The sequence below is a fragment of the Rubellimicrobium sp. CFH 75288 genome, assembly GCF_009904055.1.
GTDB lineage: Bacteria > Pseudomonadota > Alphaproteobacteria > Rhodobacterales > Rhodobacteraceae > Rubellimicrobium.
The window spans coordinates 391,125-414,466 of sequence record NZ_WYDP01000003.1; the positions used below are offsets into that span (position 1 = coordinate 391,125).

General features: G+C 71.2%; 25 protein-coding genes. 18 read left to right on the forward strand and 7 right to left on the reverse strand.

Annotation, left to right across the window (positions count from 1 at the left end):
• Positions 1–2: 2 nt before the first annotated feature.
• The 4 genes from GT358_RS05170 to GT358_RS05185 are packed head-to-tail and all read right to left on the reverse strand — an operon-like array spanning position 3 to position 4,012.
• A complete protein-coding gene (locus tag GT358_RS05170) occupies positions 3–1,064 on the reverse strand; it encodes an ABC transporter permease (protein WP_166581508.1) in 1,062 nt (353 codons plus the stop codon).
• On the reverse strand, positions 1,064–2,053 hold the full coding sequence (locus tag GT358_RS05175; RefSeq protein ID WP_166581509.1) for a sugar ABC transporter substrate-binding protein: 990 nt from the start codon (positions 2,051–2,053) through the stop codon (positions 1,064–1,066). The genes GT358_RS05170 and GT358_RS05175 overlap by 1 nt, the downstream gene beginning before the upstream one ends.
• A 22-nt stretch (positions 2,054–2,075) precedes the next feature.
• The gene (locus GT358_RS05180) at positions 2,076–3,275 is read right to left on the reverse strand and encodes a mandelate racemase/muconate lactonizing enzyme family protein (protein WP_166581510.1); all 1,200 of its coding nucleotides are present in this window, start codon (positions 3,273–3,275) and stop codon (positions 2,076–2,078) included.
• A complete protein-coding gene (locus tag GT358_RS05185) occupies positions 3,275–4,012 on the reverse strand; it encodes a FadR/GntR family transcriptional regulator (RefSeq protein WP_166581511.1) in 738 nt (245 codons plus the stop codon). Before GT358_RS05185 ends, GT358_RS05180 begins: the two co-directional genes overlap by 1 nt.
• Positions 4,013–4,209: 197 nt before the next feature.
• Here GT358_RS05185 and GT358_RS05190 point away from each other — a divergent pair, with 197 nt between their 5' ends.
• Positions 4,210–5,385, forward strand: a complete 1,176-nt coding sequence (locus GT358_RS05190) for a fatty acid desaturase family protein (protein WP_243730707.1) — start codon at positions 4,210–4,212, stop codon at positions 5,383–5,385.
• Between the two features lie 7 nt (positions 5,386–5,392).
• Here the strand turns inward: GT358_RS05190 and GT358_RS05195 are convergent, their stop codons facing one another.
• Entirely contained in the window at positions 5,393–7,063 is a 1,671-nt protein-coding gene (locus GT358_RS05195) for an alpha-amylase family protein (protein WP_166581512.1), read from the reverse strand.
• An 8-nt stretch (positions 7,064–7,071) separates the two neighbouring features.
• A complete protein-coding gene (locus GT358_RS05200) occupies positions 7,072–8,097 on the reverse strand; it encodes an SDR family oxidoreductase (protein ID WP_166581513.1) in 1,026 nt (341 codons plus the stop codon).
• Between the two features lie 110 nt (positions 8,098–8,207).
• On the opposite strand from GT358_RS05200, the gene GT358_RS05205 reads away from it, so the two are divergent.
• Together GT358_RS05205 and GT358_RS05210 are read left to right on the forward strand one after the other, a co-directional pair.
• A complete protein-coding gene (locus GT358_RS05205; protein ID WP_166581514.1) occupies positions 8,208–8,804 on the forward strand; it encodes an MOSC domain-containing protein in 597 nt (198 codons plus the stop codon).
• A gap of 133 nt (positions 8,805–8,937) precedes the next feature.
• On the forward strand, positions 8,938–9,249 hold the full coding sequence (locus tag GT358_RS05210; protein WP_166581515.1) for a hypothetical protein: 312 nt from the start codon (positions 8,938–8,940) through the stop codon (positions 9,247–9,249).
• A gap of 39 nt (positions 9,250–9,288) precedes the next feature.
• On the opposite strand, the gene GT358_RS05215 is transcribed toward GT358_RS05210, so the two are convergent.
• Positions 9,289–9,915, reverse strand: coding sequence for a DUF882 domain-containing protein (locus GT358_RS05215; protein WP_166581516.1), 627 nt, complete (start codon positions 9,913–9,915; stop codon positions 9,289–9,291).
• A gap of 293 nt (positions 9,916–10,208) precedes the next feature.
• Here GT358_RS05215 and GT358_RS05220 point away from each other — a divergent pair, with 293 nt between their 5' ends.
• The 15 genes from GT358_RS05220 (at position 10,209) to GT358_RS05290 (ending at position 23,342) form a co-directional block, all read left to right on the forward strand.
• Positions 10,209–11,357, forward strand: coding sequence for a TRAP transporter substrate-binding protein (locus GT358_RS05220; RefSeq protein ID WP_166581517.1), 1,149 nt, complete (start codon positions 10,209–10,211; stop codon positions 11,355–11,357).
• Between the two features lie 57 nt (positions 11,358–11,414).
• Positions 11,415–11,987 (forward strand): TRAP transporter small permease subunit, encoded by a 573-nt coding sequence (locus GT358_RS05225; protein WP_166581518.1) that lies wholly within the window; start codon positions 11,415–11,417, stop codon positions 11,985–11,987.
• Between the two features lie 27 nt (positions 11,988–12,014).
• Positions 12,015–13,436 carry a TRAP transporter large permease subunit gene (locus GT358_RS05230; protein WP_166581519.1) on the forward strand — a complete coding sequence of 474 codons (1,422 nt, stop codon included), beginning with the start codon at positions 12,015–12,017 and terminating at the stop codon, positions 13,434–13,436.
• Entirely contained in the window at positions 13,423–14,796 is a 1,374-nt protein-coding gene (locus tag GT358_RS05235) for an amidase (protein WP_166581520.1), read from the forward strand. Before GT358_RS05230 ends, GT358_RS05235 begins: the two co-directional genes overlap by 14 nt.
• Positions 14,793–14,945, forward strand: a complete 153-nt coding sequence (locus GT358_RS05240; protein WP_166581521.1) for a hypothetical protein — start codon at positions 14,793–14,795, stop codon at positions 14,943–14,945. Before GT358_RS05235 ends, GT358_RS05240 begins: the two co-directional genes overlap by 4 nt.
• 110 nt (positions 14,946–15,055) lie before the next feature.
• Entirely contained in the window at positions 15,056–15,751 is a 696-nt protein-coding gene (locus tag GT358_RS05245) for an urease accessory protein UreD (RefSeq protein WP_166581522.1), read from the forward strand.
• Positions 15,751–16,053, forward strand: a complete 303-nt coding sequence (locus GT358_RS05250; RefSeq protein ID WP_166581523.1) for an urease subunit gamma — start codon at positions 15,751–15,753, stop codon at positions 16,051–16,053. Before GT358_RS05245 ends, GT358_RS05250 begins: the two co-directional genes overlap by 1 nt.
• A 20-nt stretch (positions 16,054–16,073) precedes the next feature.
• The gene (locus tag GT358_RS05255) at positions 16,074–16,379 is read left to right on the forward strand and encodes an urease subunit beta (protein WP_166581627.1); all 306 of its coding nucleotides are present in this window, start codon (positions 16,074–16,076) and stop codon (positions 16,377–16,379) included.
• Between the two features lie 141 nt (positions 16,380–16,520).
• Positions 16,521–18,227, forward strand: coding sequence for an urease subunit alpha (gene ureC / locus GT358_RS05260; RefSeq protein WP_166581524.1), 1,707 nt, complete (start codon positions 16,521–16,523; stop codon positions 18,225–18,227).
• Positions 18,228–18,235: 8 nt separating this feature from the next.
• On the forward strand, positions 18,236–18,688 hold the full coding sequence (locus GT358_RS05265) for an urease accessory protein UreE (protein WP_371416221.1): 453 nt from the start codon (positions 18,236–18,238) through the stop codon (positions 18,686–18,688).
• Positions 18,663–19,319 (forward strand): urease accessory protein UreF, encoded by a 657-nt coding sequence (locus GT358_RS05270; RefSeq protein WP_166581525.1) that lies wholly within the window; start codon positions 18,663–18,665, stop codon positions 19,317–19,319. The genes GT358_RS05265 and GT358_RS05270 overlap by 26 nt, the downstream gene beginning before the upstream one ends.
• Before the next feature lie 12 nt (positions 19,320–19,331).
• Positions 19,332–19,943, forward strand: a complete 612-nt coding sequence (gene ureG, locus GT358_RS05275; protein ID WP_166581526.1) for an urease accessory protein UreG — start codon at positions 19,332–19,334, stop codon at positions 19,941–19,943.
• Between the two features lie 67 nt (positions 19,944–20,010).
• Positions 20,011–21,000, forward strand: coding sequence for a Gfo/Idh/MocA family protein (locus GT358_RS05280; protein WP_166581527.1), 990 nt, complete (start codon positions 20,011–20,013; stop codon positions 20,998–21,000).
• A gap of 3 nt (positions 21,001–21,003) precedes the next feature.
• On the forward strand, positions 21,004–22,575 hold the full coding sequence (locus tag GT358_RS05285) for an acyl CoA:acetate/3-ketoacid CoA transferase (RefSeq protein WP_166581528.1): 1,572 nt from the start codon (positions 21,004–21,006) through the stop codon (positions 22,573–22,575).
• The gene (locus GT358_RS05290) at positions 22,563–23,342 is read left to right on the forward strand and encodes an enoyl-CoA hydratase/isomerase family protein (protein WP_371416222.1); all 780 of its coding nucleotides are present in this window, start codon (positions 22,563–22,565) and stop codon (positions 23,340–23,342) included. The genes GT358_RS05285 and GT358_RS05290 overlap by 13 nt, the downstream gene beginning before the upstream one ends.

The following is a 23,342-nucleotide window of genomic DNA, read 5'->3' on the forward strand; positions in this document are numbered from 1 at the left end:
GCTCAGGTCTCCACCTTCATGGCGCGGCCGCGCCTGCGCAGCCAGGCGTTGCCCACCACGGCGAGGATCAGCAGGCCGCCGACGGCGAACTGGAACCAGTTGCTGTCCACGCGGCTGAGCACCATGCCGTTGTCGATCACGCGGATCAGCAGCGCGCCGATGACGCCGCCGAGGATCGAGCCCACGCCGCCGAACAGCGAGGTGCCCCCGATCACGGCGGCGGCGACGGCCTGAAGCTCCATGCCGACGCCGATGGAGGGGAGCGGCGAGCCGAGGCGCAGGACCTGAAGCATGCCGGCGAAGCCCGCGAGCAGCGAGCAGAGCATGAAGCACGCGATCTTGACCCGGGCGGTGGGGATGCCCATGGCCTGTGCGGCCGGCAGGAAGCCCCCCGTGGCGCGCACCCAGTTGCCGAAATTGGTGCGCCCCAGCAGCAGCGCCACCAGCACCGCGATGCCGAGAAACCACAGGAGCGAGGCGCGCACCAGGCTCCCCGGCCCCACATAGCCCACGAACAGCCAGGCGGGGATCGCGCTGGGGTCGAGCCGGGGCGGAAAGCCCCCGGAGATCACGACCGTGAGCGAGCGCGCCATGAACAGCATCCCCAGCGTGGTGATGAAGGAGGGGATGTTGAAGGCGATCGTGACCCAGCCGTTGATGAAGCCGATCAGGAGGCAGACGAGGAGCCCCGCCCCCATGGCGAACCAGAAGGGCCAACCCCCGACCATCAGCACGGCCATCGTCATCGGCATCAGCGCGAAGACCGAGCCCACGGAGAGGTCGAACTCGCCGCAGATCATCAGGAGCGTGACGCCGACGGCGACCAGCGCCACCTCGGGCAGGAGGCCCAGCATTCCGCGCAGGTTGGCGGCCGAGAGGAACACCCCGTCCGAGCGGATCTGGAAGGCGGCGACGAGGATCACGAGCAGCAGCACGGCCATCAGCTCGGGCTTCTGGAGCGCGAGCTTGAGAAGCCTCCGCCCCGGCGAGCGCGGGGCGGAAGGGGTGGCGGGCGCCCCGGCCGCAGAGTTCACCGGGGCCGCCGGCACCCGCCGCGCGGCCATCAGCGGAGCCCCTGGGCGGAGAGGTCCATGATCGCGTCCACCATGTCGGGCGTCACGACCCCTTGCCCGGTGTCGATGTCGGTGGGCGCGAGACCGACCCGCTCGCTCAGATAGACCATCATCACGGGCATGAAGCCCTGCATGTAGGGCTGCTGATCGATCTGGACCTGGACATAGCCCGCCTTCATCTGGTCGAGCACCTCGGGGACGAGGTCGAAGCCGCCCAGCAGGACGGTGCCCGGCTCCACCCCGCGGTCGGCGAGCACGCGCGCCACGCCGGCATGCCAGAAGCCCGTGTCGAAATAGGCGGTCGTGTCGGGGTTGGCGGCGAGATAGGCGCCCACGCGGTCGGAGACCACGGCAAGGTCGGTGCCCGAATCGATGCGCTCGTAGCTGAACTCCCGGTCCGGGTTCTGCGCGGCCCATTCCTCCAGGCCCTCGATGATGCCCTGGGCGCGCTGCTCGGACCAGTTCTGGCCGGGGGCGGAGACGCCGACGAGGACCTTGATCGGTCCCTCGGCGGGGAAGTTCTCGGCCTGGGCCTGGGCGAGCGTGCGGCCGGCGGGGATGAAGCCCTGCCCCACGAAGGCCTGCCGCGCGTTGCCGGACGCCCCTTCGAGATCGTCCACGTTGGAGCCGATGACGATGATGCCGGCGTCGCGGGCGCGCTGGATCACGTCGTCGAAGGCCGTGTTGTCCACGATGGAAGTGATGAGCGCGTCGGGCTCGCGCGCGAGCGCGGCCTCCATGTTGGCAAGCTGTTCCTGGATGGAGCCCTCGGTCTGGGTGAAGATCATCTGGCAGCTCGCCTCGATCCGCGCGCAGGCATCCTCGAATCCGCGCTGGACGGCCTGCCAGAAGGTGTTGGAGGCCGAGGAATGGTGCGTGAACACGATCTCGATGGGCGCGTCGTCCTGGGCGAGGACGCCGGTGGCGCAGCCTGCAAGCAGGGCTGCCGCGAGCAGGCGGGTCTTGGCGGTTCGGGTCATCCTGGGCTCCTCCCTGAGCGGTTCAGATGGTCTTGGCGTCCGAGACGCGTCGGGTGACGGTGAAGGCGCGGTCGAGGTCGGGGTGCAGGTCGAGACCGAGGCCGGGGCCGGGCGGAACGCCGATATGGCCGTCCCGGACTTCGGGCAGGGCAGTCACGCAGTCGCGATACCAGGTGCGCAGGAAGGCGCGCACGCTTTCCTGCACCAGCGCGTTGGGGGCGTTGAGCGCGAGATGCGTGGAGGCGGCGAGGACCACGGGCCCCGTGCAGTCGTGGGGCGCCACGGGCAGGTGCCAGGCCTCGGCCATGGCGGCGATCTTGCGCGCCTCGGACAGCCCGCCGCACCAGGAGAGGTCGAGCATGACGATGCCGGGCGCGCCCGTCTCGATGAGGTCGCGGAAACCCCAGCGGCCGGCCAGGGTCTCGGAGGCGCAGACGGGGGCGGGCGAGGCGTCGGCATAGCGGCGCAGGGAGGCGAGGCTGTCGAGGCGGATAGGGTCCTCGTGCCAGTAGGTATCGAAGGGTTCGAGCGCGCGGGCGATGCGGATGGCGGGGGTGAGGTGCCACAGGCCGTGGAACTCGACCATGATCTCCATGCGGTCGCCCACGGCGCGGCGGATCTTCTCGAAGGGGGAGAGGGCTGTGCGCAGCTCCTCGGGCGCGATGTCGAGACCCCCCGTCCGCTCGGCCGCGGCGTCGAAGGGCCAGATCTTCATGGCGGTGATCCCCTCCTCCAGCAGGGAAAGGGCCAGCTCGTCGGCGCGGTGGAGGAACGCGTCGAGATCGTCGAGATCGGTCGAGCCGAGGCCCCAGTTGCGGCTGGTCTGGCCGTCGGCGCGGGCGATGTAGCCGGGTCCGGCGCAGGTGTTGTAGGTGCGGATGCGCGACCGTGTGAATCCGCCGAGGAGCTGGGCGACGGGCTGGTCCGTGGCGCGGCCCCACAGGTCCCAGAGCGCGATGTCGAAGGCCGAGTTGCCCCGCATCTCGGCCCCCGCGGAGCGGAAGCCCAGATAGCCCCGGAGATCGCGCGAGAGCGCGTCGATGGCGAGCGGGTCGCGCCCGATGACGCGGGGCGCGATCCATTCGTGCACATGCGCCTCGACCGCGCCCGCTCCGAAGAAGGTCTCGCCCAGGCCCGACAGACCCTCGTCCGTGTGCACGAGGAGCCACAGGAGGTTGGGCCGCTCGGCCGCGCGGACGGTCTCGAGAGCGCGGATGCGCATCACGACACGCCGGCCGCAACGAGGGCCCGGAGGCTCTCGTCGAAATGGAGCGCCATGGCCTCGGCGGCGGCGGCGCTGTCGCCGCCCGCCACGGCGTCGGCGATGGCCTCGTGATTGGCGATCATGCGCTCGCGCAGGTCGGGCGTGGTCCTGCTGCGCCAGCCGATGGACCAGGTCTGGCGGGTGATGCCGCCGAAGGCGCCGATCAGGAGCGCGAAGACGGGATTGCGCGACGCTGCGGCGAGCAGCGTGTGGAAATCCAGATCGGCCTCCATCAGCACCGCAGGTTCGTCCATCGCGGCGCGCATGGCGGCGGCGGCCTCGCGGATGCGGATCGCTTCCTCGTCCGTGCGGCGCAGGGCGGCCAGGGTGACGATCCGTGTCTCGATGGTGCGGCGCACGTCATAGACCTGCTGGATGCCGATCTGATCCGTGTGGACCCCGTGCTCGAACATGAGACCCATGGCGCCGGGATCGAGCGCACCCACCCGCGCCCGCCGGCCGTTGCCCAGATCGAGGATCCGCATGGCGGCGAGCGCCCGGAACGCCTCCCGCACGACCGGGCGGGAGACACCGAGTTCGCGGGAGAGGGCCGTCTCGGAGGGCAGCCGATCGCCCGGCATCAGGTTGGTGTCCCGGATGTGACGGGTGATCGCGGAGATCGTGCCGCCCACGAGCCCGCCGACGGGGGGCGCCGTCGGGTCGCTCTCGGTCTCCCTGTCGCGGAGTTGCTCCATGCTCCCCCAACCTGTCCGACAGGTTTGGCTTGAACAAGTGTTAGTGCTGGCGCATATTGTCTGTCAACGTCTCGCATGGGAGGCATGGACGCCCACGGCCGTGCGCCGGAACGGCCTGTTTCGCGGACCCATCCGGCGCGGAGCGGCGGACCGCCATGCCTCCCGGGTGCGGCCGATCATCATCGGGAGGATGTCCCATGACGACCATGCCTTCGCCTGCTGCCGACGCGGACGGGGCCGGCTCTGCGCCCGGGCGGGCCGGCGCGGCGCCGGCTCGGGTCCGGGATTACTCCCTGACGGGGGAAAGCGCGCGCCGCGCGATCGAGTCAGGCCTCGCGGCGGCCGAGTGGTACCACACGGACGTGCCGCGCAAGACCATGAAGGAGCTGATGCAGCGCCGCGACGGACCGGCGATTCGCGACACGCTGATCTGGGCCGGCCTGCATGTGCTGTTCGCGGCCGGAGGCATCTGGTTCTGGGGCACGTGGTGGGCCGTGCCGTTCTGGCTCGCCTACGGGGTGATGTACGGCTCGGCCTGCGACTCGCGCTGGCACGAATGCGGGCACGGCACCGCCTTCCGCACCCGCTGGATGAACGACGTGGTCTATCACATCGCGAGCTTCCAGGTGATGCGCAACCCGGTCTCCTGGCGCTGGAGCCATGCGCGCCACCACACCGACACGATCATCGTCGGGCGCGACGCCGAGATCGCGTGGATGCTGCCCCCGAACATGCTCAAGAAGGTGCTGCACTTCGTGGGCGTCTGGGATGTCTGGGATTCGCTGAAGATCCTGGCGCGCAACGCGGCCGGGCATCTGTCGGACGACGAGCGCAACTACATCCCCGAAAGCGAGATTCCCAAGGCCATCTTCGCCGCGCGCGTGCACATGGCGATCTACGGGCTGACGGGCGTGGCGACGGTGGCGATGCTGCTGGGCGGCTGGGGCTGGGCCTCGGCGATCCCCTTCCTGCTGATCGGCGGGCCGCGCATCTACGGCTGCTGGCACTTCATCATGACGGGGCTGATCCAGCATGGCGGTCTGGCCGAGGACGTGACGGACCACCGCCTGAACTCCCGCACCTGCTACATGAACCCGATCTCGCGGTTCCTCTACTGGAACATGAACTACCACGTGGAGCACCACATGTTCCCGATGGTGCCCTACTACAACCTTCCCAAGCTGCACGACCTCATCAAGCACGACCTCCCGGCGCCCAACACCTCGATCTGGGACGCCTATCGCGAGATGATCCCGGCCGTGTGGCGGCAGCGGAAGGACCCCGACTACTACCTGCGGCGCGAGCTGCCGCCGACCGCCAAGCCCTATCGCGAGGACCTGCACCGCTGGGTGCCGGACCGGTCCATGGGCTGACGGGGCGTCAGGGCGCCTCCTCCACCTCGCGGCGGGCGAGCGGATAGTCCAGCCCGCCGATGCGGTACCAGCGGTAGCCCCATCCGGGCAGGATGAGCCGGTGCCGTCCGTCCGGCCCCGCCTCGCTGTGGTCGTGGGTGAAGAGGTTGACGAGGCGCCCGCCCTGCGGATCGTCGAGCCGCAGCGCGATCTCGCGCGGGGACCCTGCGAGATTGTGCAGCACGATCACGGCGTTGCCCAGCCAGTCGTAGCGCAGCGCCAGGATCGCGGGATCGCGCATCCTGAGGACCGTGACGCGACCCCAGCCGATCTCGGGGATCTCCTTGCGCATGCGGATGATCCTCTCGAGCCAGTTCATGAAGGAATCCGGCTCGCGGTGCTGACGGGCGACATTGACGCTGGGATAGCCGTAGGGCCCTTCGGCGATGACGGGCACGACGGGGCGTTCGGATCGCGTGAAGCCGCCTTGCGGCTCGCCCGACCACTGCATCGGGGTGCGGCCGCATTCCCGCTCGGGGAGGGAGAGGTCGTCACCCATGCCGATCTCGTCGCCGTAGCGCAGCACCGGGGTGCCGGGCAGGGTGAAGAGCAGGCTGTAGACCAGCTCCAGCCGACGCCGGTCGCCGTTCAGCATCGGTGCGAGCCGCCGGCGGATGCCTCGTTCGTAGAGCTGCATGTCTGGCTCGGGCGCGAAGGCGGCAAAGACGCGCCCGCGGTCCTCCGGCGACAGCCGGGCGAGATCGAGCTCGTCGTGGTTGCGCAGGAAATGGGCCCATTGGGACCTTGCCGGCTTGCGCGCGGTGTCCCGGATGGCGCGTCCGAGGGGGCGGGCATCCTCGGTCGCCAGCGCGAGAAAGAGCGCCTGGTTCACATGGAAGTCGAACAGCATCTGGAGGCGGTCGTCGGCCTTGCCGAAATAGTGCACGGCCTGGTCGGGGGTGATGTTGGCCTCGGCCAGGAACACCGATTCGCCCCGGCGCCATTGCAGGAAGCGGCGGAACTCACGCAGCATCCCGTATTGCGGCTCGGGATGCTCCACGTCGGGACCCTTCGTGCCGATCAGGAACGGCACGGCATCCATGCGGAAGCCATGCACCCCGAGCTGGATCCAGAACCCCATGATCTTGAGGATCTCGGCCTGGACTTCCGGATTGGCGGTGTTGAGGTCGGGCTGGAATTGGAAGAACCTGTGATGGTACCAGGCCCCGGCGACCTCGTCCCGCGTCCAGGTGGAGTCCTGCACGCCGGGAAAGATCATGCCCTTGTGCGCGTGGGGCGGCTTACGGTCGGACCAAACATACCAGTCGCGATAGGGCGAGCGGGGATCGGATCGCGCGCTCTGGAACCAGGGGTGCTGGTCCGACGTGTGGTTCACCACGAGGTCGATGATCACCCGGATGCCCCTCTGGTCCGCCCCGTGGGTGAATTCGGCAAAGTCGCCGAGCGTGCCGAAGCGGGGATCGACGGCGTAGTAGTCGCTGATGTCGTAGCCGTGGTCGCGGCGGGGCGAGGGCTGGAACGGCATCAGCCACACGGCCGTGACGCCCAGCCCCTGCAGATAGTCGAGCCGGCGCAGCAGGCCGCGGAAATCGCCGATGCCGTCTCCGTCCGAGTCCATGAAGGTCTCGACGTTCAGGCAGTAGATGACGGCGTTCTTGTACCACAGGTCGTTGGACATGCGGTCGCTCAGCCCCCGCCGCTGCCGCGGCGGCCGCGCCCCGCCAGCGCCGCCGCCAGTCCCGCCGCCAGTCCGACGCCGCCCGCCAGCGCGGCTGCGCGCAGCCGCGCAGGGTCGATGGCGGAGACGTGGCCGGACGACATCCCCCCGAAGCGACCGCGCGTTCCGTAATCCCGCGCCTCGTCCAGAGGGGCAAAGAGGTTGTCGGGCCGGGAGCGGGCCGGAAGGTCGTCCTGCTGGCTGCGGGCGCCCTGGCGGGCCAGAAACCGGTCGGTCAGGCCCGGCGCGGCGGTGCTGCCCATGATGGCGCGTGCGGCAGAGCCGCCCAGCCACAACTCGCGCGGGGCCTCAAGCGCGGCCCGCCAGACATGGGGGGCGACGGCTTCCGGCTCCACGATGGGGGGGACGGGCTGGGGTCGGCGCGGCATCCGGTTGCGGGCCCAGTCGAACTGGGGCGTGTTGACGGCCGGCAGGTGCACCTCGGTGACCCGGATGCGGCTGCCCTCGGCCAGCAGCTCGGCGCGCAGCGAGTCCAGAAACCCGCGGGTGGCGAACTTGGCCGCGCAATAGGGCGCCTGAAGCGGGATGCCGCGATAGGCCAGCGCCGAGCCGATGCTGACGAGCGTGCCCCGGTCGCGCGGGCGCATGTGGGCGAGCGCGGCGAGGATTCCATGGACCTGCCCGAGATAGGTGACCTCCGTGACCCGCCGCACTTCCTCCGGCGAGAGCCGGGAGACGGGCGACAGGACCGTGACCATGGCCGCGTTGATCCAGACGTCGATGCGGCTGAACCGCTGCGCGAAGCGGTCCGCACCCAAGCGCACGGCCGCGGCATCGGCCACGTCCGCCTGAAGGACGAAGGCGCGGCCTCCTGCGGCCTCGACCTCGGCCGCGGCGCCCTCGAGCCCGGCCCGTCCGCGGGCCATCAGCCCCACGGACCAGCCATGACGTGCGAACTCGACCGCGACCGCCCGGCCGATCCCGGCCGAGGCGCCCGTCACGATCACCGATCCCGATTGCGGCTCCTTCGGCATGGGGCCGGTCCTCCGATGCTGCCTGCCCGGGGGCAACGGGCTCCGCCAGCGATCGTTCCCCCGCTTGCGCCGCCGCGGGCCGGCTGCCACGCTGCGGGTGGAGGTGAACGATGCCCGCTCTCGTCGCGACCGGCCATGTCGGCACGATCCTGTGGCTCGGCCGCGTCGTGCGGCCGGTCGGGCCCGACCTGCTCATCGACGGGGAGGCGGTGGACGAGATGCCGCTGACCTTCGGGGGCTTTGCGGGCGAGGTCCATGCGGGCCTCACGCGTCCCGCCTGCTCGCGCGTGGCGGCGCTCTACCCGAAGGGCACGGAGATCCGCAACACGCGCCAGCTCAGTCTCGTCAGCGCCGAGGAGATGGCGGAGGTCGCGCAGGCGCTGGGCCTCGACCGGATGGACTATGCCTGGGTCGGGGCCTCGGTCGTGGTGGGCGGGATCCCCGACTTCACCCATCTGCCGCCCTCGAGCCGGCTTCAGGTGGAAGGGGGTGCGACGCTGGTGGTGGATCTGGAGAACGGCCCCTGCCTGGAGCCCGCCCGGACGATCGACAGGGCCCGGCCCGGCCACGGCAAGCGGTTCAAGGAGGTCGCGCGGGGCCGCCGCGGCATCACCGCCTGGGTGGAACGCGAGGGAGTGCTGCGCCGGGGCGACCGGCTGCGTCTGCACGTTCCGGCGCAGCGGGCCTGGAGAGGGACGGAGTCCTGAAACCGCGTCGGCGGATTTCCGCCACGGCAGTCCGGCCGGATCGCGAAGCGTCGCATGTCCTTCAACCGGGGGTGGCAAGGAGACCACGGGTCGCCTAACTGCGCCGGGTCACGCACGGCCGGGGAGGACGCGCATGAGACTGCACCTCCACAACCCGTCGAGTCTGGCTCACCTGTCCGACCTGCGGGCGCGCCTGCGCGTCCAGCTGGCCGTCACGGACCCGCCGGGCTACGGCCCGCGCGAGGGGGAGGCCTTGGTGGAGGCGCTGCTCGTCGTGGTGCGGCGCATGGACGAGGGGGCCATCTCGCCCCTCCAGGCGGCGCGGTTCTTCGCCCGCTATCATGTGCCGGGCTTCAGCTTCGGGCGGTGGCTGCGCGACATGGTGGACGAAGGCGTCTATGTCGGGGCGCCGCCGGACGCGGCGCCGCTCAACCACGCGGCCTGACGAAAGCGCGGCGCTGGGGACCGTCGCCGGGCCCCGCGCTCAGCCCGACCAGGTGCGGATGGGCCCGGAATCGATATGGGTGAAGCTGGACCGCGGGTAGCGCCCCACACCCCCCACACCCAGCCATTCCGCATAGGCCGCGACCTGTTCCATCTCGAGCCCGTCCACGCGGATGTCGGCCGCGCGCCGCCGCAGGTGGTAGCTGCCCGAGGCGACGCCGCTGCCCTCCGCGCGCAGCATCGAGTTGGTGCGCGGCGTCCGGAAGCCCGACAGCAGCGTCACCTGGCCGCTGCCGCCCTGTTGCCGGGCCGCCCCGCCGATGGCGGCGAGAGCCCAGTAGAGGCGCGGGTCGATCTCGGGCGACTGGTTCTGCCGCCAGTCCCGGAACACCCAGTCGAGCCGCCGCATGGCCCGGCGGTCGTGCCGCCCGCCGCGGTCGGCGAAGCGCAGGGCCACCCGCTCGCCCGTATGCGCGTTGGTCACGTCGAGATACGGCTCGAGCCGCGGCACCATCGCGTCGAGCTGGGTGCCGGGGCGCCAGGGGGAGGGCAGGGGCTCGAGCCGGTTGCGGGCGCAGCCTCCCAGAAGGACGAGACCGGCTCCACCGCTGAGAAGTCCTAGCATCCGTCGCCGCCCCACGAGGGCTGCCGCACGATCGTCCTGCATGTCGCGTCGTCCCTGCTCGAACCCGCCGGGCCCCTGTCGCGGCCGGGCGGGGCTGCTCCGCCGAATCTGCGGGGCCGTGTCCGCCCCTTGCCCCGAGGCTAGCGAGCCCGTCCGGCCGAGGGAAGCCGCCCCGGCCGCCGGGGGAGCGGACGGGCGGTCCTGTGACCTCGCGTCCACCACGCGAGCGGGAGCGACAGCGACGAAGTTCCGCTTGCCTCGGCAGGCGGGCGCAAGGCAGGGTCGCCACAGGGCCCGCAACGACGGGCCGTGTGGATGTTCAACGGGAGGAGACCATGTCGGACCAGACCAACAAGCCCGCCACGGCGGACCTGTCGCGACGGACGTTCCTGCGGCGGGGCATGCTGGGCGGCGGCGTTGCCGCAGGGGCGGCGCTGGCGGCCCCGGCCGTCCTCGCACAGTCGCCCATCGTGATGAAGATGCAGACCTCCTGGCCGGCTTCCGACATCTGGCAGGAGATGGCGCAGCACTACGCGAATCGTGTGGAGGCGATGTCCGCCGGCCGGCTGCGCGTGGACCTGCTGCCCGCCGGCGCGGTCGTCGGCGCGTTCCAGGTCATGGACGCGGTCAGCGACGGCGTGATCGACGCCATGCATTCGGTGCCCGTCTACTGGTACGGCAAGAGCAAGAACGCCTCGTTCTTCGGCACGGGGCCCGTGTTCGGCGGCTCGGCCACCACCATGCTGGGATGGTTCCACCAGGGCGGCGGGGCCGAACTCTACCGCGAGCTGACGCAGGACATCCTGGGTCTGAACGTGGTGGGCTTCATGGGCTTCCCCATGCCCGCGCAGCCCTTCGGCTGGTTCAAGACCGAGGTCAACACGGTCGCCGACATCCAGGGCTTCAAGTACCGGACCGTGGGCCTCGCGGCGGACCTGCTGCAGGCCATGGGCATGTCGGTCGCCCAGCTTCCGGGCGGCGAGATCGTGCCCGCCATGGAGCGCGGCGTGATCGACGCGTTCGAGTTCAACAACCCCTCCTCGGACCTGCGCTTCGGGGCGCCGGACGTGGCCAAGAACTACTATCTCTCGTCCTACCACCAGGCGTCCGAAAGCTTCGAGTTCGTGTTCAACCGCGACTTCTTCGAGGATCTCGAGCCCGACCTGCAGGCGATCCTCGAGCACGGGGTGGAGGCGGCCTCGACCGCCAACACCGCCTTCGCGCTCGACAACTACTCGTCGGACCTCCAGCGCATCCGCGACGAGTTCGGGGTGACGATCCACCGCACCTCGCAGGAGATCCTGTCAGCCCAGCTCGAGGCCTGGGACCAGCTCATCGCCGATCTGGAGAACGATCCCTTCGCCAAGCGCGTCATGGACAGCCAGCGCGAATGGGTGGAGCGCGTCACCTATTACGAGCTGATGAACGCGCCTGACTACCGGCTGGCCTACGAGCACTACTTCCCCGGCCGGCTCGCACTCTGAGCCTGCCTGCGGCGCCGGCCCGTCGCAGGGCCGGCTCCCTTCCGTCAGAGGCCGTCCATGCTCCGCTTCATCGCCTTTGCCGACACGCTGTCGTCGCTGGTCGGGCGCACCTTCGGCTGGCTCATCATGCTGATGACGCTGGGGATGAGCTATGAGGTGCTGGTGCGTTATGCCTTCAACCGGCCGACGCCCTGGGCGCTGGACATCTCGTTCATCATGTACGGAACGCTGTTCATGATGGGCGGCGCCTACACGCTGGCACGCGGCGGGCATGTGCGGGGGGACTTCCTCTACAGGCTCTGGCGGCCGCGCACGCAGGCCACCGTGGACCTGATCCTCTACATCCTGTTCTTCTACCCCGGCGTCCTGGCGCTGGTCTTTGCCGGCTGGCGCTATGCGGCACGCTCCTGGGGTTATGGCGAGGTCAGCGTCAACAGCCCGGCGGGGGTGCCGATCTACCAGTTCAAGACCGTGATCGCCGTGGCCGGCGCGCTGCTGGCGATCCAAGGCGCGGCCGAGATCTGCCGCTGCATCCTGTGCATCCGCACCGGGGTCTGGCCGCCGCGCGGCGAGGACGTGCAGGAGACCGAGACGGTCCTGCGCAACGAACGCATCCAGGGCGGCGCCTGAGCGCCAGCCCCGTTCCGAGGTTCATCCGTGACCGATCCGCAGATCGCCCTCCTGATGCTCGGCATCTTCATCCTGCTCGTGTTTCTGGGCTTTCCCATCGCGTTCACGCTGATGGCGCTCGGGATCGCGTTCGGCTACTACGCCTATTTCGACCCGTCGCGGCAATGGCGCGCCTTCAACCGGCTGGAGGAGGGGGCAGGCACCTGGGAGACCTGGAGCGCCTGGCTGGAGGGCTTCTACAACAACCGCGTCTTCGACCTGTTCGTGAACCAGACCTACACGGTCATGTCGAACGAGGTGCTGACGGCCGTGCCGCTGTTCCTGTTCATGGGCTATGTGGTCGAGCGCGCCAACATCGTGGACAAGCTGTTCGGCACGCTGGCCATCGCCACGCGCAACGTCCCCGGCTCTATGGGGGTGGCGGCGCTGGTGACCTGCGCGCTGTTCGCCACCGCCACGGGCATCGTGGGCGCGGTGGTGACGCTGATGGGGCTGCTGGCGCTGCCGCAGATGCTGAAGGCGCGCTACAACCCCTCCTTCGCGTCGGGGATCATCTGCGCGGGCGGCACGCTCGGCATCCTGATCCCGCCCTCGATCATGCTGATCGTCTATGCCGCGGCCTCGGGCGTGTCGATCGTGAGGCTCTATGCGGCGGCGCTGCTGCCGGGCCTCGTGCTGGTGGGGCTGTATCTGGTCTATGTCGTGGGCCGGGCGATCCTCCAGCCCTCGGTCGCGCCAAGGCTGTCGCGGGACGACGTGCCGGACGTGCCGTTCGGGCGGCTGATGTGGATGCTCGCCACCTCGTTCCTGCCGCTGGCGGTGCTGATCCTGGCGGTGCTGGGCTCGATCCTGTTCGGTCTGGCCACGCCGACCGAGGCGGCGTCCATCGGCGCGCTGGGGGGCCTCGTTCTCGCGCTGCTCTACCGCGCGCTGAGCTTCGAGCGGCTGCGCGAGAGCGTCTATCTGACCGTGCGCACGACGGCGATGGTGTGCTTCCTGTTCGTGGGCTCCTACACCTTCTCGTCGGTCTTCTCGTATCTGGGGGGCGAGCACGTCATCTCGGAATTCGTCCAGAGCCTGAACCTGACGCCGCTGACCTTCCTGCTGATGGCGCAGCTCATCATCTTCCTTCTGGGCTGGCCGCTGGAATGGTCCGAGATCATCATCATCTTCGTGCCGATCTTCCTGCCGCTGCTGCCGCTGTTCGGGATCGACCCGCTGTTCTTCGGCATCCTCGTGGCGCTCAACCTCCAGACCTCGTTCCTGACTCCGCCGATGGCGATGTCGGCCTATTACCTCAAGGGGATCGCACCGCCCGAGGTGCGGCTGACCCAGATCTTCTGGGGGGTGATGCCGTTCCTGGTCATGGTCTTCATCTCCATGGCGATGATGTATCTCTTCCCCGGCATCGTGTTCTCCCTGCCCGAGGCGATGTATGGCACCCGGTAGGACCGCCGCTGCGCCGGAGGCGCTTCTGGGCCTGTCAGCGGCCGATCTGCGCGACCGGATCGCGCGCGGAGCGCTGAGCGCGACGGAGCTGGCGCGCGCCTGCCTCGAGCGGGTCCGTGCCGTGGAGGCGCAGGTCCGGGCCTGGGCCTGGCTGGACGAGGGGCACATCCTGGCCGAAGCCGAGCGGCTCGACGCGCTGCGCCGATCGGGACGCCCCCTCGGCCCGCTGCACGGCCTGCCGGTCGGAATCAAGGACGTCATCGATACTCGCCGCATCCCGACGCAGAACGGCACCCCACTGGATGCCGGCCGGGTGCCGCAGGACGATGCGGCCGTGGTGCGAAGGCTGCTCGCCGCCGGGGCCTATGTGTTCGGCAAGACGGCGACCACGGAACTGGCCTTTCTTCATCCGGGACCGACGACAAACCCGCACGATCCAGCCCGCACGCCCGGCGGCTCCTCGCAGGGCTCGGCGGCGGCCGTGGCGGCCGGCATGGTGCCGCTGGCCGTGGGGACGCAGACCGCCGGCTCGGTGATCCGTCCCGCCGCCTTCTGCGGCGTGGTGGGGTTCAAGCCCACCTTCGGCAGCATCGCACGGACCGGCGTTCTCGCGCAGGCCCCGAGCCTCGATACGATCGGGGTGTTCGCCCGCGACGTGGCCGGGGCGGCGCTCCTGGCCGAGGCACTGGCCGGCGACGATCCGGCCGATCCGGCGACCGCGCCCGCTCCGCCGCCGCGCCTGCACGCCATCGCCTCCGAGGGTCCTCCGGTGCGTCCGACCCTCGCCGTGCTGCGCAACCTGCCCGGTGCGGAACTGCACCCGGACATGGCCGGCGCCATGGACGAGGTGGTGGACACCCTGGGCGAGGACGCCTTCACCTTCGACCTCCCGCCGCCCTTCGCCGAGGGCGCGCATGCGCAGGAGACGGTGCAGCTCGCCGAGATGGCCAAGACGTTGCACCCCTGGGAGCGGCGGGGCGGAGACATCCTGTCGCGGGGCTTGCGCGAGGCGCTGGCGCGGGGGCGCGCCGTGCCGGCCCGTGACTATCTCGCGGCCCTCGACTGGAGGGGCGTCCTGGTCGCCATGCTCGACGAGGTGTTCGACCGCTGCGACGCGATCCTGTCGCCCGCGGCACCCGGCCCGGCGCCGGTCGGGCTGGAGGCGACCGGATCGCCCGCCTGCAACCGGCTGTGGACGTTCTGCGGTCTGCCTGTGGCGACGCTGCCGCTGCTGTGGTCGGGCGAGGGCCTGCCGATGGGGCTTCAGGTCGTCGGGCGGCGCTGGGACGACGGGCGGCTGTTGCGGACGGCGCGCTGGCTGGAGACCCGCCTGGGCGGCAGAGGGGAGGATGAGTCGTGACCGCGCGCCTGATCGGGCTTCTTGCCCTGCTGACCCTGGCCGGCTTTCTGGGCATCCTCATCTGGAAGCTCCGCCGGCTGGATCTGGGCGTGCTGGTGGGGATCACCCTGGCACTGGCGCTGTGGGACTTCGTGGGGCGTCGCCGCTGAGGACCGGGCCGGCCCCCCCACGCGCCTCGGGTCGTGCGGCAATCTCGGTCGGGGCCGGGCCGGGGGGCGGAGGGCGGCTCGCGCGGCTCCGGCTCGAAGGATCGCTCAAGATGCTGTTTCCACGGCCCTCGGGGCCGTGGCTCGAGGCCGTGCTGCTCAACACGGCTGGCGGATGGACCGGCGGCGACCGGTCGGACACCGAGGCGGAGACTGTCGCCCGTGCCCGTCTCTGCCTCACCAGCCAGGCTTGCGAGCGCGCCTATCGCTCGGCCGGAGGCGCGGCCGAGGTCGGCGTCCGTCTCCGCGTGGGCGAAGGCGGCCGCATCGACTGGCTGCCGCAGGAGACGATCCTCTACGACGGGGCTGCCCTGCGGCGGCGGCTGGAGGCGGACGTGGCAGCGGGCGGCACGCTGATGGTCGCGGAGGCGCTGCTGTTCGGCCGTCTCGCCCATGGCGAGCAGGTCCGGCGCCTGTCGCTGCGCGACCGCTGGACCGTGCGGCGGGAGGGAGAGCTCGTCTTTGCGGATGCGCTGCGCATCGAGGGCGATGCGGCGGCGCTGCTCGATGGTCCTGCAGGGGGCGGCGCTCGAGCCGCGGCCTCCTTTCTTCTGGTCGGGTCGGGGGCCGAGGCGGCGCTGGAGCGCGTGCGTCCGCTTCTGCCCCCGAAGGGAGGAGCGGGCGTGGTGCGCGAGGGAGTGCTGTTCGGGCGGCTGCTCGCGGCTGATGGACACGCCTTGCGCCGGGCGTTGATCCCGCTCATCCTCGCGCTGGCCGAGGCCCCGCTGCCCAAGGTCTGGAGGCTCTGATGCTGCTGTCGCCGCGCGAAAGGGACAAGCTGTTGATCGCCATGGCAGCCGACGTGGCGCGCCGGCGTCTGGCGCGTGGCCTGCGTCTCAACCACCCCGAGGCGGTGGCGCTCATCAGCGATGCCGTGATGGAAGGCGCGCGCGACGGCCGCAGCGTGGCGGACCTGATGGAGGCGGGGGCGCAGGTCCTGTCGCGCGAGCAGGTGATGGAGGGCGTGGCGGAGATGATCGCCGAGGTGCAGGTGGAGGCGACCTTTCCCGACGGGACCAAGCTCGTCACCGTCCATCGCCCGATCCGGTGAGGTTCGCGATGGATCGACCGCTGGTCCCCGGAGAGGTGGACACGCCAGAGGGCGAGATCGTCTTCAACGCCGGGGCGGAGCCGGTGGTGCTGGAGGTCGCCAACACGGGCGACCGGCCGATCCAGGTGGGCTCCCACTACCATTTCGCGGAAGCCAATGCGGCGCTGGCCTTTGACCGGGCGGCCGCATGGGGTCGGCGGCTGGACATCGCCCCCGGCACGGCGGTTCGCTTCGAGCCGGGTCAGCGGCGCGAGGTCGCCCTGATCCCGTTCGGGGGCAGCCGGATCATCCACGGGTTCCAGGGCCGCGTCGGCGGCTCCCTCTGATCTGCCCGAACAGGAGGCGGACCGGGCAGGCGCCTGCCTGCGGTTTCGGCATTCCGCGGACGCCGCTCGTCCGGGCGCCTCGCCTGTTTGACAGGCGCTCGTCGCTCGTCTTCCGCTGGAGCCAGCCCGAGGAGCCTCGTCATGCCCGCCCGTCTCTCCCGCCGCGACTATGCCGCGATGTATGGTCCCACCGTCGGGGACCGGGTGCGTCTGGCCGACACCGACCTGTGGATCGAGCCCGAGCGCGACCTGACGATCCACGGCGAGGAGGTGAAGTTCGGGGGCGGCAAGGTGATCCGCGACGGGATGGGCCAGTCCCAGCGCAGCCGCGCCGAGGGGGCGGCAGACACCGTCATCACCAACGCGCTGATCCTCGACTGGACCGGCATCGTGAAGGCCGATGTGGGCCTGCGCGACGGGCGCATCGCGGGGGTCGGCAAGGCAGGCAATCCCGACACCCAGCCGGGCGTGACCATCGTGATCGGACCGGGCACCGAGATCATCGCCGGCGAGGGGCGCATCCTGACCGCCGGGGGCATCGACAGCCACATCCACTACATCTGCCCCCAGCAGGTCGAGGAGGCGCTCGCCTCGGGCATCACCACGCTGATCGGCGGCGGCACAGGCCCCGCGCACGGGACGCTGGCCACGACCTGCACGCCGGGACCCTGGCATCTGGGCCGGATGCTGCAGGCGGCGGACGCCTTTCCGGTCAACCTGATGTTCGCGGGCAAGGGCAATGCGAGCCTGCCTGCTGCGCTGGAGGAGCAGGTGCGCGCGGGTGCGGCCTGCCTCAAGCTGCACGAGGATTGGGGCACCACGCCCAAGGCCATCGACACCTGCCTGCGCGTGGCCGATGCCTGGGACGTGCAGGTGATGATCCACACCGACACGCTGAACGAGGCGGGATTCGTCGAGGACACGATCCGCGCCATCGGTGGGCGGACCATCCACGCCTTTCACACCGAGGGGGCGGGCGGGGGCCATGCCCCCGACATCATCCGCCTGTGCGGAGAGCCCCATGTCCTGCCCGCCTCGACCAACCCGACGCGTCCCTTCACCGTCAACACGGTGGACGAGCATCTCGACATGCTCATGGTCTGCCACCACCTCGACCGGTCGATCCCCGAGGACGTGGCCTTTGCCGAGAGCCGCATCCGGCGCGAGACGATCGCGGCCGAGGACATCCTGCACGACATGGGCGCCTTCTCGATCATCGCGTCCGACAGCCAGGCGATGGGGCGCGTGGGCGAGGTGATCACGCGCACCTGGCAGACGGCGCACAAGATGCGCGTCCAGCGCGGTGCGCTGCCCGGCGACGGGAGGGCCGATAACCTGCGCGCGCGGCGATACGTGGCCAAGTACACGATCAACCCCGCCATCGCCCACGGCATCGCGCACGAGACGGGCAGCGTCGAGGTGGGCAAGCGCGCGGACCTGGTCCTGTGGCATCCAGCCTTCTTCGGCGTCAAGCCCGAGATGGTGCTGGTCGGCGGCACGATCGCCATGGCGCAGATGGGCGATCCCAACGCCTCGATCCCGACGCCGCAACCGGTTGCCATGCGGCCGATGTGGGGCGCCTTCGGCCGCAGCCTCGAGCGGGGCGCGGTGACCTTTGTCAGCGCCGCGGCGGCCGAGGCGGGGGTGGCCGAGGCGCTGGGGCTGGCAAAGGACGTCGTGCCGGTGCGCGGAACGCGGGGGCTGAGCAAGGCGGACATGCGCCTCAACGACGCGCTGCCCCGCATCGAGGTGGACCCCGAGACCTACGAGGTGCGCGCCGACGGCGAGCCCCTGGTCTGCGAGCCGGCGGAGGTGCTGCCGCTCGCCCAGCGCTACTTCCTGTTTTGAGAGGGCTGGTGGCTAGCGATCTGCCTCCTGCCCGGACCGTCCGCTTCCCGCCGCTGGACAGCGCGCCTGCGGGGCGCGTCGTCCTGACGCACGAGGAGCGCCACCTGCGCCGCCGCCGCCTGGTGACCGAGGCGGGGCAGGGTTTCTTGGCCGACCTGCCGGAGGCGGTGCGCCTTGCGCCCGGATCGGCGCTGGTGCTGGAGGATGGCCGGCTGGTGGAGGTCGCGGCCGCGCCCGAACCGCTGCTCGAGGTGCGGGGAGGCGACCGGGCGCGCCTGGCCTGGCATATCGGCAACCGCCATGCGGCCTGCCGGATCGAGGCGGACCGGCTGCTGATCCGGCGCGACCACGTGCTGGCCGCCATGCTGCGGGGCCTGGGGGCGGAGCTGCGCGAGGTGGAGGAGCCCTTCGAGCCCGAGGGCGGGGCCTATGCGCATGCGCACGGGGATCACCGTGGATGACGGCGCGCTCTTGCTGGCGGCGCGCTGGCTCTCGCCGGCCTTTCCCACGGGGGCCTTCGCCTGGTCGCACGGTCTCGAGCAGGCGGTGGCCGAGGGCGCGGTGCGCGACGGCACGACGCTGCGCCTCTGGATCGCCGCCCTGTTGCGCCACGGGGCGGGCTGGACTGACGCGGTGCTGACCGCGGCCGCCTGGCGTGGGGAGGAGGACCTCGCGGAGCTGGCCGAGCTGGCGGCGGCGCTGGCTCCCTCGCCCGAGCGGCGGGAGGAGACGCTGGCGCAGGGTGCGGCGCTGGCCGCGACCTTGCGCGCGGTGCATGGCTGGGACCTGCCCGACGCGTCCTGGCCGGTGGCGCTGGGTCGGGCCGCGCGCTTGGCGGGCGTGCCGCTGTCCGTCCTGCTGCCGCTGGCGCTGCAGGCGTTTGCGACGAACCTCGTGGCGGCGGGGCAGCGGCTGATGCCCCTGGGCCAGACCGAGGGGCAACGGGCCTTGGTCGCGCTGGGCCCGCTCTGCACCGCGCTGGCGGTCGAGGCGGAGCGGACCACGCTTGAGGATCTTGGCGGCGCGGCCTTCTGGCCCGACATCCTCTCCCTGCGGCACGAAACGCTGGAGCCACGCCTGTTCCGGTCATGAGAAGGAGACGCCATGACCTCGCCCCACGGTCCTCTCAAGGTCGGCATCGGCGGACCCGTCGGTGCAGGCAAGACCACGCTGACCGCCTGTCTGGCGCGGCACCTGCGCGACGAGCTGTCGATGGCCGTGATCGCCAACGACATCTACACCCGCGAGGATGCGGAGGCGCTGATGCGCATGCAGGTTCTGCCCTCGGACCGGGTGATGGGGGTGGAGACGGGGGGCTGTCCGCACACGGCGATCCGGGAGGATGCCTCGATCAACCTGGCCGCCGTGGCCCAGATGCGGGCGCGGCACCCGGACCTGGACCTGATCCTGATCGAGTCGGGCGGCGACAACCTGTCGGCAACCTTTTCGCCCGAACTCGCCGACGTGACGATCTACGTGATTGACGTGGCCGCCGGGGAGGACATTCCGCGCAAAGGGGGGCCGGCGATCACGCGGTCCGACCTTCTCGTGATCAACAAGACCGACCTGGCGCCCCATGTCGGTGCCTCGCTCGAGATCATGGAGCGCGATGCCCGCCGCGTGCGCGAGGGCCGTCCCTTCCTGTTCGCGAGTCTGCGCCACGACCGGGGGACCGCGGAGATCGTCCGGACCCTGAAGCAGATCGGAGGCCTCTGACCGGCGGGCGGCCTTGACGGCGCTCGGCGGGGGCAGTAATCCTTTGGAACGATCCAAGGGAGGGCTCATGCGCTGGGGTCTCATCGGGGCCAGCACGATCGCGGCCGAGCACATGATCGCCGCGATCCGGTCGGAGGGCGGCGAGATCGCCTGTGTTCAGGGAGGGGACGCGGACCGGATCGGCGCCTATGCCGGGCGCCACGGCATTCCCCGGGCCGAGACGGACCTCGACGCCCTCCTGAAAGGTGGCGAGGTGCAGGCGGTCTATATCTCCTCCACCAACGAGAAGCACCGGGCGCAGGCGCTGGCGGCCGTCGCGGCGGGCTGTCACGTCCTGTGCGAGAAGCCGCTAGCGCTGACGGTCGCGGAGGCGCGCGAGATGGTCGGGGCGGCCGAGGCGGCGGGTCTCGTCTTCGCCACCAACCACCACCTGCGCAACGCCGCGACCCATCTCGCCCTGCGCGACGCCGTGAAGGCGGGCCGAGTGGGGCGCGTGCTCTCGGTGCGGGTGTTCCACGCCGTGCACCTGCCGCCGCACCTGCAGGGCTGGCGTATTGACGATCCGGCCGCAGGCGGTGGCGTGATCCCCGACATCACCGTGCACGATGCCGACACCGTGCGCCACATCCTGGACGAGACGCCCGAGACGGTCGTGGCCATGGCAGGCGAGAGCGGCATGGGAAGGGGGGTCGAGGATTCGGTGATGTCGGTCTGGTCCATGCCCTCGGGAGCCATGGTCATGGCGCACGAGAGCTTCACCCACCGTTTCGCGGAGACGGGGGTGGAGGTGCACGGCACGGACGGCTCGCTCTACGGACGCGGGATCATGACCCAGCGACCCCTGGGCACGGTCGAGCTGGTCACGGCGGAGGGACGCGAGACGCTGCCCGCCCCGCCGCACGACCTTTATGCGCGCGGCGTGCGGCTGTTCCACGAGGCGGTCGCGGGCCGCGGCCGACCGGCGGCGGACGGACGCGACGGGATCGCCTCGCTTGCAGTCGCGCTGGCGGTGCGGGAGGCGGCGCGGACGGGACGGCGCGTGGCGGTGGAGGTCTGAGGCATGGGCAAGCTCGTCTCTGCGGAGGAGGCTGTCGCCCGCATCCCGGACGGCGCGGTGGTCACCGTGTCCTCGTCCTCGGCGCTCGGCTGCCCGGACCGGGTGCTGCGCGCCCTGGGCGAGCGCTTCGCGGCGGAGGGGCGGCCGCGCGGCCTGACCGCGATCCATCCCATCGCTGCGGGCGACATGTACGGCGTGGGCGGCATGGAGCATCTGGCGCAGGACGGGCTGCTCGACCGGGTCATCGCGGGGTCCTATCCGTCGGGGCCGTCCTCGCTGCCCATGCCCGAGATCTGGCGGATGATCGTCGAGGATCGGGTGGCGGCGTGGAACGTCCCCTCGGGCATCCTGTTCGACATGCACCGCGAGGCGGCCGCCCGGCGGCCCGGCGTGCTGACGCGGGTGGGTCTCGAGACCTTCGTGGACCCGCGGCGGGAGGGCTGCGCCATGAACCCGCGCGCGGCCGCGCGGCCCATCGTGCGGCGGGTCGAGTTCGACGGGGGCGAGTGGCTGTTCTTTCCGAACATCCCGCCGGATGTCTGCATCCTGCGCGCCACCACCGCCGACGAGCGCGGCAACCTCACCTACGAGCACGAAGGGGCCTATCTCGGCGGTCTCGAACAGGCGATCGCGACGCGCTGCAACGGCGGCCTCGTCATCGCGCAGGTCAAGCGCCTGACCGCCGCGGGCAGCCTGCGGCCGCATGACGTGCGCGTACCGGGGCACCTCGTGGACCTGATCGTGCTCGACCCCGACCAGAAGCAGACCACCGAGACCCCGCACGATCCTGCCATCTCGGGCGAGATCATCCGCCCCTGGTCCTCCTTCTCGCTGCCTCCGCACGGGGTGGAAAAGGTGATCGCCCGCCGCGCGGCGCTGGAGCTGCGCGCGGGGATGACGGCGAATCTGGGCTTCGGTATCTCGGCGCTGGTGCCGCGCATCCTGCTCGAGGAGGGGCATCCGCAGGCCGTCACCTGGGCGATCGAACAGGGGGCAGTGGGGGGCATGCCGCTGGGCGGCTTCGCCTTCGGCTGCGCGTCGAATGCGGATGCCTTTGTCCCGTCGCCCCAGCAGTTCGTGTATTTCCAGGGCGCGGGTTTCGACATCGCCTTCCTGAGCTTTCTCGAGGTGGACCGGGATGGCAACGTCAACGTCTCGCGGCTGGCCAAGAAGCCCTATCTGACGGCCGGATGCGGCGGCTTCGTGGACATCACCGCGCATGCCCGGCGGATCGTCTTCTCGGGCTGGTTCGAGGCGGGGGCCGAGGTCGCGCTGGACGCGGAGGGGGTGCGGGTCGTCCGGCCGGGGCGGTTCCCCAAGATGGTGGACGCGGTCGAGCATGTGACCTTCTCGGGCGCCCGGGCGCGGGCCCAGGGGCAGGACGTCCTCTATGTCACCGAGCGCTGCGTGATCCGGCTCACCGGATCGGGCCTGCTCGCGACCGAGATCATGCCGGGCATCGACCCCGCGCGCGACATCGAGGAGGCCAGCGGCGGGCGCGTGCGGGTGGCGCCCGATGCGGCGCCCATGCCCCGGTCCCTGCTGGCCGAGGGACCGATGGGGTGGACGCCGTGAGCGGCGCGGCGCATCTGGAGATCCGCGGCCCCGTGGCGGAGATCCGGCTGGACCATCCGGCCAAGCTCAACGCGCTGACCGTGCCGATGCTGGAGGCGCTCGAGTCCCATTGCGCCGCGCTCGAGGCGGAGCGGGGCGTGCGGGCCCTGGTCCTGTCGGCCGAGGGGGAGCGGGCCTTCTGCACGGGCGCGGACATCGCGGCCTGGGGTGCGCTCTCGGCGGAGGAGTTCGCGCGCGGCTGGGTGCGGATGGGGCACCGGGTCTTCGACCGTCTCGCGCGGCTCCCGTTGCCGACCGTCGCGGCGATCCAGGGCCCGGCCTTCGGCGGGGGGCTGGAGCTTGCGGCAGCCTGCGACATCCGCGTGATGGGCCCCGCCGCGCGCATCGCCCTGCCGGAGGCGGGGGTGGGCATCGTGCCCGGCTGGTCGGGGACACAGCGCCTGCTGCGCCTGCTGCCCGAGGGGGTCGTCAAGGAGATGGCCCTGTTCGGCCGGCGGATCGACGCGGCCCGTGCGGCCGCGCTGGGATTCGCCGCGGAGGTGGCCGAAGACCCCCGCGCCCGCGCGATCGAGATCGCCGAAGGGATGTCGGCCCTGTCGCCGCGGGCTGTGGAGGCCGCGAAGTGGATGATCCATGCCGCTGCGGGCGAGGACCGGGCGGCCTCGGTCGAGGCGCTGGGCGCTGCGGCCATGGGCGCGACCGCGGACCGCGAGGAGGGCGTGCGCGCCTTTCTCGAGAAGCGGCGCGCGCGCTTCGGGGGAGACTAG

Excerpts from the sequence above, each read along its gene's own strand:
- GT358_RS05170 (WP_166581508.1), bottom strand. The coding sequence starts at position 1,064 with ATGGCCGCGCGGCGGGTGCCGGCGGCCCCGGTGAACTCTGCGGCCGGG.
- GT358_RS05175 (WP_166581509.1), bottom strand. The coding sequence starts at position 2,053 with ATGACCCGAACCGCCAAGACCCGCCTGCTCGCGGCAGCCCTGCTTGCA.
- GT358_RS05180 (WP_166581510.1), bottom strand. The coding sequence starts at position 3,275 with ATGCGCATCCGCGCTCTCGAGACCGTCCGCGCGGCCGAGCGGCCCAAC.
- GT358_RS05185 (WP_166581511.1), bottom strand. The coding sequence starts at position 4,012 with ATGGAGCAACTCCGCGACAGGGAGACCGAGAGCGACCCGACGGCGCCC.
- GT358_RS05190 (WP_243730707.1), top strand. The coding sequence starts at position 4,210 with ATGACGACCATGCCTTCGCCTGCTGCCGACGCGGACGGGGCCGGCTCT.
- GT358_RS05195 (WP_166581512.1), bottom strand. The coding sequence starts at position 7,063 with ATGTCCAACGACCTGTGGTACAAGAACGCCGTCATCTACTGCCTGAAC.
- GT358_RS05200 (WP_166581513.1), bottom strand. The coding sequence starts at position 8,097 with ATGCCGAAGGAGCCGCAATCGGGATCGGTGATCGTGACGGGCGCCTCG.
- GT358_RS05205 (WP_166581514.1), top strand. The coding sequence starts at position 8,208 with ATGCCCGCTCTCGTCGCGACCGGCCATGTCGGCACGATCCTGTGGCTC.
- GT358_RS05210 (WP_166581515.1), top strand. The coding sequence starts at position 8,938 with ATGAGACTGCACCTCCACAACCCGTCGAGTCTGGCTCACCTGTCCGAC.
- GT358_RS05215 (WP_166581516.1), bottom strand. The coding sequence starts at position 9,915 with ATGCAGGACGATCGTGCGGCAGCCCTCGTGGGGCGGCGACGGATGCTA.
- GT358_RS05220 (WP_166581517.1), top strand. The coding sequence starts at position 10,209 with ATGTCGGACCAGACCAACAAGCCCGCCACGGCGGACCTGTCGCGACGG.
- GT358_RS05225 (WP_166581518.1), top strand. The coding sequence starts at position 11,415 with ATGCTCCGCTTCATCGCCTTTGCCGACACGCTGTCGTCGCTGGTCGGG.
- GT358_RS05235 (WP_166581520.1), top strand. The coding sequence starts at position 13,423 with ATGGCACCCGGTAGGACCGCCGCTGCGCCGGAGGCGCTTCTGGGCCTG.
- GT358_RS05245 (WP_166581522.1), top strand. The coding sequence starts at position 15,056 with ATGCTGTTTCCACGGCCCTCGGGGCCGTGGCTCGAGGCCGTGCTGCTC.
- GT358_RS05250 (WP_166581523.1), top strand. The coding sequence starts at position 15,751 with ATGCTGCTGTCGCCGCGCGAAAGGGACAAGCTGTTGATCGCCATGGCA.
- ureC (WP_166581524.1), top strand. The coding sequence starts at position 16,521 with ATGCCCGCCCGTCTCTCCCGCCGCGACTATGCCGCGATGTATGGTCCC.
- GT358_RS05270 (WP_166581525.1), top strand. The coding sequence starts at position 18,663 with ATGCGCACGGGGATCACCGTGGATGACGGCGCGCTCTTGCTGGCGGCG.
- ureG (WP_166581526.1), top strand. The coding sequence starts at position 19,332 with ATGACCTCGCCCCACGGTCCTCTCAAGGTCGGCATCGGCGGACCCGTC.
- GT358_RS05280 (WP_166581527.1), top strand. The coding sequence starts at position 20,011 with ATGCGCTGGGGTCTCATCGGGGCCAGCACGATCGCGGCCGAGCACATG.
- GT358_RS05285 (WP_166581528.1), top strand. The coding sequence starts at position 21,004 with ATGGGCAAGCTCGTCTCTGCGGAGGAGGCTGTCGCCCGCATCCCGGAC.